Raw genomic sequence first — 12,144 nt, forward strand, 5'->3', positions numbered from 1 at the left:
TACACTTGGCTTTAAACCTGGTTTTTCGTTGTTTGACGATCAAGATACCAACCAGCTGTTGTCGGAGCTCACTGAAGATGAATTAAAAAAAGACAAAGATTTACTCAAGCTACTTAAAATGGAAATTGGTAGCTGGAAAAACGAATTAGTATTGCCAGAGCAAGCAATACGTGAAGCGCGTGACGCGCAAAAGGCGTTATTCGCGCAGCTATACGCGCGCTATCAAACACAATTACGTGCTTATAATGCATTAGATTTTGACGATCTAATAATGATCCCTACGTTACTACTTACTAGCAATGCAACATCTCGTGAGCGTTGGCAGCAACGCTTTAAGTATTTGCTGGTGGATGAATACCAAGATACCAACACCAGCCAGTATCAGCTTGTAAAGCTACTCGTAGGTGAAAGAGCACGCTTTACTGTAGTAGGCGACGATGACCAATCGATTTACTCATGGCGTGGCGCACGTCCGCAAAACCTTGTTCTTTTGAGTAAAGATTACCCCGGGCTTAGGCTTATAAAGCTTGAGCAAAATTATCGAAGCGCGCAGCGAATACTTAAATCTGCCAATATACTCATTGCTAACAACCCGCACGATATAGAAAAAAAACTATTTAGTGAGTTAGGGTACGGTGAGCCGATAAAAGTTATTGGGTGTCGTGATGAAGAGCATGAGTCGGAGCGTGTAGTTGCTGAAATTATTTCGCATAAATTTATGAAGCGCACCAGCTACAAAGACTACGCTATATTGTATCGTGGTAATCACCAAGCACGTGGCTTTGAAAAGTCATTAATGAGCAACCGCATACCCTATAAAATAAGTGGCGGTATGTCGTTTTTTGCGCGTTCAGAAATTAAAGATATCATGGCGTACTTACGCTTGCTCGTAAACCAAGACGACGATAACGCATTTTTACGTATAGTAAACACGCCTAGACGAGAAATAGGCACGGTAACACTTGAAAAACTGGGCACTTTAGCCAACGAAAAACATCAAAGTTTGTTTGCTACTTGTTTTGATAACGACCTGAGTTACAGGCTAAAAGGGCGTGGTTTTAACGCTTTAGCTGGGTTTGCTCGATGGATTGTCGAATTGTCAGATAACGCGGTACGCAGTGATACGTTAGAGGCAGTGAAAGACTTAGTGCGTAATATTAATTACGAAGCCTACCTATACGAATCATCGCCCAGTGCTAAAGCGGCTGAAATGAGAATGAAAAACGTCTCTGAATTATATCGTTGGATCACAGACATGCTAACCGGAGACGCTGACAATGAACCGATGACGCTTGCCGAGGTGGTTAGTAAACTTACACTGCGCGATATGCTTGAGCGTAACGAGGAAGAAGATGAGTCCGATGCAGTTCAGCTACTTACATTGCATGCTTCTAAAGGCTTAGAATATCCGTATGTGTTTATGGTTGGCATGGAAGAAGGGTTATTACCTCATCAGGTAAGTATTGATGAAGACAATGTAGATGAAGAGCGCCGACTCGCTTACGTTGGTATTACGCGTGCTCAGCAAGAGTTAACACTAACTTATGCAAAAATTCGCCGTCAATTTGGTGAAACTTCTGAAACAGAGTTAAGTCGATTTGTGCAAGAGTTACCGCAAGATGATTTAGCATTTGAAAACAAAAAGGCGCCTAGTTCGCAGGCAGAGCGAATGGAAAAAGGGCAGGCCAGGGTAGCAAACTTACGTGCTATGTTTAAAAAGCCTGAGTAATACTCAGGCTTAAATAGACTGGCTGAGGTGTCCTTGATTTGGCTTAGAGCACGTTAGTGTATGCTGTTTGCCAACAAAATATGACAAGCCATGTTTCTCCAATAAGGCTCTAAAATTAAGAATAGAGGGTCCTTTTGCAATGACCTTCATTTTTTTGAGCTTAGTGATAGGAAGCACACCTTGTAGTTGCAGGTCGTAACTATCTTGTTGCAATATTCGCTTGCTAAAGGTGGAGCTAAGCAATAGATAGTCAAAATTTACATCGGTTAATAGGTTAAGTTCACATCTGTCTTTAGCAAAATTATTTAAGCCAATTGAGTAGCCTAACAAAGATAATTGCTTAAGATTTTCTAGCTGAGTAGCACATGCATGGCGAATTTCTTGCTCATCAAAAAGTAAACAAAGTTGGCTTGGGCCACGTTGTTTATTTAACACATCAACAAATAAAGTAAATTCGTGTTTTTCAAGTAATAAGCAAGAGCACGGTACTAATGCCATTGCCACATTTGCATTTATGGCCTGCGTGTAAGCACACGCTAGAAGTTGCAACTCTACTTTTAAGTGTTGCTCTTTATCGGTAGCAAATTTTTTCAAAACCTCAAAACTGGTAAACCCTAAAATAGGATGCTCACCGAACGCTTCAAATAGCGATTCAGATTGCTGTTGCTCGTTTAGTGTAATAATTTCTGAGCTTCTAAAGCCCATTGGCATGACATCAAGATGATGCAGTGCTTTTTGCCCTACATCAGCTATTGATTGAGTGAGTAACGGATGAAACAGCTCGTAACGATTTTTTCCAGAATTCTTTGCATGATACATCGCGGCATCAGCATCACGAATAATTTCGTCGGTATGCTTATAGCTTTGTTTTGAGTAGTTTATCCCAATGCTAGCGCCGCTTTGCAGCAAAGTACCTTTAATATTAAAAGGCTTTTTCATTAAATCGATAATACGATTAGCTACATCTTCGGCCTGTTGTGGTTCGGTTAAATGCGTTAGTAAAATAACGAATTCATCTCCCCCCAAACGGGCTAATAAATCGTGCTCACGAATGCATTGTGAAAAAAGCTCACTCACATTAATTAAGAACTGATCGCCAGCTTGGTGACCCAGTTGGTCGTTAATATCTTTAAACTTATCTAAATCAATAAACAGAACGGCAAATTGACGCTCTGGAAAACGCTGAAAATGTTGAAGTGTTTTTTCTAATTGGGTTAAAAATAAACTGCGGTTTGGCAAGCTTGTTAACGAATCGTGATGGGCGTCGTGATAAAGCTGTTGCTCTATTTTTTTTCGTTCTTCAATTTGCATTTGCAAATGCAAATTAGTTTGTTGCAGTTCTTTTGTTTTTTCGTTTACTCTAAATTCAAGCTCTTGGTGACTTTTAGCTATAGCCTGATTTGCTAGCTTAGTTTGTAAAACAGCCGCTATTTGGTGCGATACAAACGTAATTAATTCGTTATCGTCTTGACTAAAAATATGTTTATTGTTGTATGCTTGGCACACAATAAGGCCAATAACACCCTGTGATGTTTTTAAAGGTGCACCTAGCCAGCTCGTCGCTTTTTGTTTGTTAGGAACGGGGGCTGAACGTTGTACCACGCCACTATTTAATAATGCTTGTGCTTTTTCTGGGTTAATAAGCTGCGTTTCTTCGGTGCTTATTACTAATTCGCTGTAGCCTTTGGCAAACTGACGGGGCTGAGTATTTTCCTTATATTCATCAACACAGTAAGGGAATGATATCCAACCTGAGTCTTTGTCATAGAGTGCAATATAAAGATTTTCTGCGTAGGTAATTGTTTTTATTATGCCATGTATTTTAACGTAAGCATCATCAAGATTTTTAGCTTGAGTGGCGATTTCAGATACTTTAAATAAAATTTGTTGACGTTGCAGCGCGCGTTTACGGTTAGCTACTTCAAGATTAAGTGCATCGTTACTTTGAGTCAGTGCTCGAGTGCGAATTTTTACTTCTGACTCTAAATACTCACGTTTTTTTACACGTTCTATCGCCGTCGCTAAATACAGCGACATCACTTCAAGAAGTTGTATTTGCTGGGAGTTATAACTTTGATTTACGTCATAGCTTTGAGCGGCTAACACACCAATAATATTTTTTTCTTGGTACACAGGTACACCTACCCAATGTTCGGCGGGTGTGCCTAGCGCTTTGAATAAGCCGTTAGCGGCTGCCTCTTGCATTTGTTGTTTTGTAAAGTATGTGGTTTTACCTTCTTTAAATACATAACCGGTAGCACCTTCATCAAAACTATTAGAGTGGTTTAGTGGTACTGCAATGCCATCTTTTTCATCTGAAAAATAAGAAAGCTCTAATGTTTGGCACTGCTGGTTTTGTAAAACAACATAAAAGCTTTTACTGGGAACATACTTTTGTAAAATATCGTGTATAGCGGGATAAAGTAGTGTTAACTCCGCAACCGTACTCGCGCGCTCAGAAAGTTGGATAAGCGCATTTTGCAAATGGTGTGATTGCTTGTACTTTTCGAGTAGGGTTTTGAGGCGTTTATTTTGATACGCTAATCTACGCGATGAAGGGAGTTTATCTTCCAATGATGTAACCGATATTATTATTGTATAGTTATTAGACTTATACTTTCACTTTTAGTGCTTAGCGTCAAGCTGATATTCTAATAAAAATAATGGTTAACGCGGTATTTCGGGCATAAAAAAAGGCTTAACAAGTTAAGCCTTTTTTTATGTATAACTGAGCGTTATTCTGCTGTCATGAAGTCGATTGCTGCGCTTATTTCATCGTCAGAACAATCCATGCATGTGCCTCTAGCTGGCATTGCATTAAAGCCGTTAATTGCATGCTCAAGTAGCGTATCTTTGCCTTTGGCAATACGCGGTGCCCAATCGTCTGCAGATTTAGGTGCACCTAATGCGCCTGTACCATGACATGCAAAGCACGCAGCCTGGTAAACTTGCTCACCAGAGCGAGGCCCTGTTGGTGCGGCTGCTACTGCAGTTTTATCACCTTCAACGTACACAGCACCAACAGGTGCTAAACGCTTTTTAATTGCATCTTCAGTCATAGAGTTATCATATGGCTGTGCGTATGCTGTAGTTGCTAACACTAATAATGCTAATGCTGTTAATTTTTTCATTTTGCCTTGCTCACTTCGATTTGAACGTGATCAATCACGATATAGATGACGGAAATTACGCCGATTATAACTCTCTGAGGCAATTTATAAAATGCTAAGAGGTATTTTTATTACTAAAAACTGGCTACTTTTTGCGTTAGCTCAACAAAAATAAGTGCCTTGGCGTATTTATTTAGCCAATATACCTGGTCATCTAATAAATAACCTTTGTTACAATCAATTTAATGCTAATACGGATTTAACAAGTTTTTCGATCCCCGCATCTGCTTCAACAATCGATTGCGCTAGCATGTAAGCAGGTGTAGTCACAATTTTATTGTGTTGATCAATTACAACGTCATCAACATCACAATTTAAGTGTGTTGCGCCAAGCTTAGTGAGTGCGGCTGCTGTGTCTTTATCGTTGCCAATAGTGATTTTTGCATCGTCGTAAATAAATGGAGTTAACGCAGGCGCGATACACATATAGCCGGCTGGTTTATTGGCATTAGCGAATTTTTTACAGGCGTTTAATACGTCGTTGTTAATGGTCGCTTGTGCGCCTTTGACCGCAAAGTCACATAAGTTTTTCGCAGCACCAAAACCACCTGGAACTATTAATGCGTCAAATTGATCGCTATTAAGGTGGTTAAGCGCTTTTATATCACCTCGGGCAATACGTGCAGCTTCTACTAATACATTACGCTTTTCACTCATTTCCTCACCCGTTAGATGATTAATAGTGTGAAGTTGCTCTATGTCTGGTGCAAAACACTGGTAGGTTGCACCATTTTTAGCTATGTGTAAAAGAGTCAAAATGGCTTCATTAATTTCGGCACCATCGTATACACCATTTCCAGCTAATAACACGGCTACTTTTTTCATGCTTTTGTGCTCCTTGATTTAATTTATTCAGTCTATAGTTTGAAGTTTAACACGGACGAAATTGCCTATTTAAATTAATTTTTGTGTGAAAATTATCCGCTAAGTAAGTTGCAATGCGGCATATGCCATTTCACAATTAGCACCAATAAAAAAAAGTATAAAGGATCGCTATGATCTTCGATCCATTATGCTAAAATACTCCTCCGGTTATTTAATTGGACACGAATAACCAAAGTAGATGATGGCACTAGTAGCCATACAAAACCTTTTTCCACATTGGTTTAAAAATAATAAAAAAAGAACTTCGTATTATCTTTTTTAAATTAAAACATATAGTTAATCATTTTTCTAGGCGTTTAAATAGGCCTTGGAAGAATTATTTGTGCCTGTTATCTACATACTTATCCACAGCTTGCTCTTATTTTAATAAAATACCGAATATCAATTGATAGTCGTTTTATTTTAACCCTTATGGCATGCTTACAATTATCATAATTTTTAGCATTTAGGATCCAAATTCACCATGGCTCAGATCCCCGAAAATCCACTTATTTTAGTTGATGGTTCGTCGTATTTATTTCGTGCTTATCATTCTCCTCCACATCTAACTAATTCTAAGGGTGAGGCTACGGGCGCTATTTATGGCGTTATTAATATGCTGAAAAGCTTGATCAGACAGTATGATCCCTCGCATATGGTGGTTGTATTTGACGCCAAAGGTAAAACATTCCGTAACGACATGTACAGCGAATACAAAGCTAATCGCCCACCTATGCCTGACGACTTACGCACCCAAATAGCACCTATCCACAGTATTATTAAAGCAATGGGGTTTCCGCTTATTAGTATTGAAGGGGTTGAAGCAGACGATGTCATTGGAACCTTTGCGCGAATTGCCTCTGAGCAAAAACGCCATGTACTGGTTTCGACCGGCGATAAAGATATGGCCCAGCTTGTGAATGAGCATGTGACACTCATTAATACGATGACCGACAGTATTTCAGATCCTGACACAGTTGTTGAAAAGTTTGGTGTGGGCCCAGATCTTATAATTGATTACCTAGCACTGATGGGCGATAAGGTTGATAACATTCCTGGCGTAGAAGGCTGTGGCCCTAAAACAGCTGTAAAATGGTTACAAAAATATGGATCTCTGCAAGGTGTAATGGATAACGCAGGCGAAATTAAAGGTAAAATTGGTGAAAAATTAGCAAATGCATTAGATCATTTACCTTTAAGCTATGAGTTGGCGACCATTAAGTGTGACGTTGAGGTTGAGTCAGATCTTGATACGTTTAAATTGCAGGAACCAAATAAAGACGAGTTAATTGCATTATATGGTGAATGCGAATTTCGTCGTTGGTTAGCTGAGCTACTAGATAACCCAAGTGATGCACAAACTCACTTAGCAGTTCCATCGCAAGAAACAGAATTACCAAAAGTTGAAGAGGCTCATTACGAGACTATTTTAACAGAGGCGCAGTTTGATACGTTAATAGAGCAACTTAATGGCGCTGATCTTTTTGCTTTTGATACAGAAACAACTAGCCTCGATTATATGCAAGCGCAATTAGTAGGCATGAGTTTTAGCGTTAAAGCAGGAGAAGCTGCATATTTACCTGTTGCGCACGATTACCCCGATGCACCAGATCAACTAAGCCTTGAATTTGTGATGCAAAAGCTTGGGCCAATTTTAGCTGACGCTAATAAAGCGAAAGTAGGGCAGAATCTTAAATACGACAAAAGCGTATTAGCCAATGCCGGCTATGAACTCAATGGTATTAAATTTGACACTATGCTTGAGTCATATGTATTTAACAGCGTAGGTACGCGCCACGATATGGATTCGTTGGCATTAAAGTATTTAGGTCATAAAAATATTAGCTTTGAAGATATTGCAGGCAAGGGTAAAAAGCAGCTGACGTTTAATCAAATTGAACTCGAAAAAGCAGCGCCTTATGCAGCAGAAGACGCGGACATAACACTTCGCTTACACGAAGTACTGTGGCCTAAAATTGAGGCAGATGAAAAGCTTAAATCGGTATTTGAAGAGATTGAAATGCCATTGGTAAGCGTCATTTCAGATATTGAGCGCACAGGGGTTGCAATTGATAGCAACATGCTTGGCGCGCATAGCCAACGTTTAGGTGAGCGCTTAATTGAACTTGAAAAAGAGGCGTTTGAAATTGCAGGTGAACCCTTCAACCTGAGCTCACCAAAACAGTTACAAGTATTATTGTTTGAAAAGCTAGAGCTGCCAATAATTAAAAAAACGCCTAAAGGTGCACCTTCAACCGCAGAAGAGGTACTTCAAGAGCTTGCTCATGATTACCCGTTACCTAAGGTTATTATTGAACACCGTGGTTTATCAAAACTTAAATCAACATATACCGATAAACTACCGCTTATGGTTAATGAAAAAACACAGCGTGTACACACGTCATACCATCAAGCTGTAACAGCGACAGGGCGTTTAAGTTCTACCGATCCTAACCTGCAAAATATTCCTATTCGCTCAGAAGAGGGTCGTCGTATTCGAGAGGCCTTCATTGCTGCTGATGGTTATAAAATAGTGGCAGCCGATTACAGCCAAATTGAATTACGCATAATGGCGCATCTTTCACAAGATAAAGGTTTGCTTAATGCTTTTGCAAACGGTTTAGATGTTCATAGTGCGACCGCGGCCGAGGTGTTTGGTGTTGATTTAGATGACGTAACAACAGACATGCGCCGAAAAGCAAAAGCCGTAAACTTTGGTCTTATTTATGGTATGTCGGCTTTTGGTTTAGCCCGCCAGTTAGATGTACCACGCCATGAAGCTCAACATTATATTGATAAATATTTTGAACGTTTTCCAGGCGTATTAGAGTACATGGAAACAACACGCGAAAAAGCAGCAGAAAATGGTTATGTTGAAACAATATTTGGACGCAGATTGCATTTACCTGAAATAAATGCCCGTAACGGAGCCCGTCGTAAAGGCGCGGAGCGTGCTGCTATAAATGCGCCTATGCAAGGCACTGCTGCTGATATAATTAAAAAGGCTATGTTAAGTGTTAATCAGTGGGTGTACGAACAAGCTCCAAATACCGTGAAGCTGCTTATGCAAGTGCACGATGAATTAGTATTTGAGATTAAAACTGATTGTGCAGAGGCTTACACAAAACAAATTTGCGAGTTAATGTCACAAGCTGCTTCACTCGATGTACCTTTAATAGTAGAGGCTGACGAAGGTGAAAACTGGGAACAAGCCCACTAAACTTTATAAATAATAAAAGCGCCAATAGGCGCTTTTTTTATGTGTATTAAAAATAGTAGTACCTTACCGGTCAATTTTATATAAACAGAATTTAGTTAATAATTAGTTAAAATAGGTAATTATTTATGCCAAATGGTTACATGTTCGTCAATTCTAACTATTAATGCAGAATATGATTGTATTTTTATGCGCGCTTTTGTTAAAGTCCCGCCCGTCCTACTCTGTAGGACATCCTGTTGATGATGCGTCTGTAAAGATGCAACAAATTGTTAGCGACTCCCCAGTTTGCTATATCGGCCTAATAACCTTTTATTAGGCCGTTTTTTATTCCGCACTTTTCAGTATTCTCGACCTAATTATTACTTCTATTGTGATCATCTTTACGTTTAAACCCCGTAATTATAGCGAGTATTAGTTGCGATATTACAATCTCATATTTTAGTATGGTTTATGTTATTTCTAAATGATAGTATTCAATGAGGTTTTACCTTCATCTATGTGTTTAAAGGAGTGCGTTATGTTTAAAGCGTTAGTGATTACAGGCCTTTCGTTATCAAGTTTACTTATGTCTAATTTTGCCTTTGCTAATTGGCTGCTAGACAACGATAAAAGCCAGGTAAGTTTTGTTTCTATAAAGAAAGACACGATTGCAGAAGCCCATCACTTCACTGCAATCGAAGGTAAGCTTAACGATAAAGGTGAGTTTAATGTTTATATAGATTTAGCATCAGTAGAAACGTATATACCTATTCGTAATCAAAGGCTTACAAGCCTGTTATTTGAAGTAAATACATTCCCAAAAGCCGTGCTAACAGCTAATTTGAAGCCATCGTTAGAAATAATTAAAAAACCGGGTAGTTACGTATTAAAAGGTATTAGCGCAGAGCTTGATTTTCATGGTAACAAAAAATCACTTTCAATTGATGTGCTGGTAAATAGCAATAAAAGTGGTGATTTGACGCTTGCTTCATTCACGCCAGTCATCATAAATAGTGGCGACTTTGGTGTGACAGAGGGAGTTAAACAGTTACAAGAGCTTGCTGGTTTGCCTTCGATTGCAACGGCTATCCCAGTTTCATTTGCATTAACGCTTAATAAACAGTGATTTCGCTTAATGAGCTCAGTAAACAGTTAAGTGAGCCGAGTAAGCCCTTTGATAGTTGGCAACCCTCTCATTGTGGTGAGTTGCCAATCGTTATTAACGACCAAGGGGAATGGTTTTACGATGGTAGTAAAATAACAAGACTACCTATGGTCAAATTGTTTGCTTCTGTATTGTGCAAAGAGGGTGCACATTTTTATTTAAAAACACCTATCGAAAAAGTAACGATTACAGTAGAAGATGCGCCGTTTATTATTGTTGATTGGTTTTTAAAGCAAACTAATGAAGGCGAGGCTTTGTGTTGTATTGATAATTTAGCCAGGCAGTGGATTGTTTGCCAGCAACAGCCCTTACGGGTAAAAAATTATAAGGGCGCTAAAGTACCTTATTTAATATTACCTTTTGGTTGTAGTGCACGTATAGCAAGAAGTGTGTTTTATCAGTGGGCAGAAAAAGCCGAGTCTGATGAGCTCGGCTATTTTATTCAATCTGCAGGTGAGGTGTTTTACTTAAGTTAGCTTGCAGTGTTTGTGTCTGAACTGCTTTCGTCAGCTACTTTTTCTACAGGTGGTACCGCGATAACGGGGCCTAAATACCATTCGTCTAGTTTTTTAGCTACTTCTGGTAATCCAGTGCCTTTTAAAGATGAAAATGCATGGACAGTAATATCACCGTCCAGCTCGCTTAGTTCGCGGCGAACTTGTAGTACTTGTGCCTTTCTTGCACCTTGCTTTAATTTATCAGCTTTTGTTAGCAGGGCCAATACTGGAATCTCGCTTCCAATCGCCCAATTAATTAAGTCGCGGTCTAAATCTTTTAACGGATGACGAATATCCATTAAAACAACTATTCCTTTTAAGCTTTGGCGTTTTTGAAGATATTCACCTAATGACTTTTGCCATTTCTTCTTCATTTCAATTGGTACTTTGGCAAAACCGTAGCCTGGTAGATCTATTAGGCGCATGTTATCAACATCAGCTAACTCAAACGTATTAATTAACTGAGTTCGCCCAGGGGTTTTACTCGTACGTGCTAATTTTTGATCGGTTAATGCATTAAGCGCACTTGATTTACCTGCATTAGAACGACCCGCAAACGCAACTTCAATTCCCGTATCAGCAGGTAATTTAGTAATGTCTGGAGCGCTTGTAACGAAAGACGCGGTATTATATTTGATACGAGATTTGAGCACAGGCTCTCCTAAAACTTTAAAAATAACGTTAAGTAAACCAAATTTACTTAGGGCACGTATTTTATACTATAAAAGATGTATTAAAAAGCGTATTTAAATACCTTAAATCAGTGTCTGTGGTACATTTAAAGCATATTAAAGCTTCACCTTAGTCAAAACCCTGTAAATTATAAGCTTAATATGTGTAGAAAACGTGCCAGAGAATTTATTATCGTGTAGAATATATGTATTGCAACATCATGATTGTAGATGATACAGGGTCGGGAACAGAGAATTCACCATGAAAAAAATAGCACTATCTTTAACAATATTGCTTGGTGCGTTGTCAGCAAGCAACGCAACAGCATTTGATGGCGATGTAAACGCAGGTAAACAAAAATCAGCAACGTGTGCGGCATGTCACGGCCCAGACGGTAATGCACCGATTACTATTTACCCTAAAATTGCAGGCCAACACCCAGATTATATCCTAAAGCAACTTCAGGATTTGAAACTAGGTATGACATCAGGCGGGAAAGAAGGCCGTATGGATCCTGTAATGAGCGCAATGGCAATGCCACTTAGCGAACAAGACATGAAAGATCTGGCAGCTTACTTTTCGTCACTAAACATGTCAGAGGGTTCAACACCTAAAGACGTCGTTGAAGTTGGCGCTATGCTTTATAAAGCGGGTGATGCAGAGCGAGGCATTCCTTCATGTGCTTCGTGTCATGGTCCTCGTGGTAACGGCTCATCGTTAGCTAAGTTTCCAAAAGTGTCTTTTCAGCATCCAGAGTACATAAAGTCTCAACTTGAAAAGTTTCGTAATGGTACACGCCATAATGACCTAAACGGTATGATGGGTGACATCGCTAAAAAGCTAACAGA

9 protein-coding genes are annotated in these 12,144 nt (G+C 39.3%); 5 read left to right on the forward strand and 4 right to left on the reverse strand.

The window, feature by feature from the left end; all coding sequences use genetic code 11:
* Positions 1-1,729: 3'-5' exonuclease (locus BCG07_RS12990; protein ID WP_286890479.1), on the forward strand; the 1,729-nt coding region annotated here is incomplete at its 5' end.
* Positions 1,730-1,738: 9 nt separating this feature from the next.
* On the opposite strand, the gene BCG07_RS12995 is transcribed toward BCG07_RS12990, so the two are convergent.
* The 3 genes from BCG07_RS12995 to elbB all read right to left on the reverse strand — a co-directional run bounded on the left by BCG07_RS12995 (position 1,739) and on the right by elbB (position 5,724).
* Positions 1,739-4,303, reverse strand: coding sequence for a bifunctional diguanylate cyclase/phosphodiesterase (locus BCG07_RS12995; RefSeq protein ID WP_286890481.1), 2,565 nt, complete (start codon positions 4,301-4,303; stop codon positions 1,739-1,741).
* Between the two features lie 161 nt (positions 4,304-4,464).
* Complete coding sequence (locus BCG07_RS13000; RefSeq protein ID WP_277053928.1) at positions 4,465-4,860, reverse strand: c-type cytochrome; 396 nt, start codon at positions 4,858-4,860, stop codon at positions 4,465-4,467.
* A gap of 216 nt (positions 4,861-5,076) precedes the next feature.
* The gene (elbB, locus tag BCG07_RS13005; protein WP_058428228.1) at positions 5,077-5,724 is read right to left on the reverse strand and encodes an isoprenoid biosynthesis glyoxalase ElbB; all 648 of its coding nucleotides are present in this window, start codon (positions 5,722-5,724) and stop codon (positions 5,077-5,079) included.
* A 523-nt stretch (positions 5,725-6,247) separates the two neighbouring features.
* Here elbB and polA point away from each other — a divergent pair.
* The 3 genes from polA (at position 6,248) to BCG07_RS13020 (ending at position 10,603) form a co-directional block, all read left to right on the forward strand.
* Positions 6,248-8,983 (forward strand): DNA polymerase I, encoded by a 2,736-nt coding sequence (polA, locus tag BCG07_RS13010; protein ID WP_277053929.1) that lies wholly within the window; start codon positions 6,248-6,250, stop codon positions 8,981-8,983.
* 517 nt (positions 8,984-9,500) lie between these two features.
* A complete protein-coding gene (locus BCG07_RS13015; protein WP_277053930.1) occupies positions 9,501-10,088 on the forward strand; it encodes a YceI family protein in 588 nt (195 codons plus the stop codon).
* Entirely contained in the window at positions 10,085-10,603 is a 519-nt protein-coding gene (locus tag BCG07_RS13020) for a DUF1285 domain-containing protein (protein WP_006793063.1), read from the forward strand. The genes BCG07_RS13015 and BCG07_RS13020 overlap by 4 nt, the downstream gene beginning before the upstream one ends.
* Here the strand turns inward: BCG07_RS13020 and yihA are convergent.
* Entirely contained in the window at positions 10,600-11,277 is a 678-nt protein-coding gene (gene yihA, locus BCG07_RS13025) for a ribosome biogenesis GTP-binding protein YihA/YsxC (RefSeq protein WP_008133243.1), read from the reverse strand. The genes BCG07_RS13020 and yihA overlap by 4 nt on opposite strands.
* Before the next feature lie 280 nt (positions 11,278-11,557).
* Between yihA and BCG07_RS13030 the strand changes: the two genes are divergently transcribed.
* On the forward strand, positions 11,558-12,144 hold a 587-nt coding region (locus BCG07_RS13030), incomplete at its 3' end, for a c-type cytochrome (protein WP_286890485.1).

This window comes from Pseudoalteromonas sp. ESRF-bin5 (genome assembly GCF_002632075.1).
GTDB lineage: Bacteria > Pseudomonadota > Gammaproteobacteria > Enterobacterales > Alteromonadaceae > Pseudoalteromonas > Pseudoalteromonas marina.

What these genes read in the sequence shown, in the direction of transcription:
- BCG07_RS13000 (WP_277053928.1), bottom strand. Translation starts at nt 4,860, where the DNA reads ATGAAAAAATTAACAGCATTAGCATTATTAGTGTTAGCAACTACAGCA.
- elbB (WP_058428228.1), bottom strand. Translation starts at nt 5,724, where the DNA reads ATGAAAAAAGTAGCCGTGTTATTAGCTGGAAATGGTGTATACGATGGT.
- polA (WP_277053929.1), top strand. Translation starts at nt 6,248, where the DNA reads ATGGCTCAGATCCCCGAAAATCCACTTATTTTAGTTGATGGTTCGTCG.
- BCG07_RS13015 (WP_277053930.1), top strand. Translation starts at nt 9,501, where the DNA reads ATGTTTAAAGCGTTAGTGATTACAGGCCTTTCGTTATCAAGTTTACTT.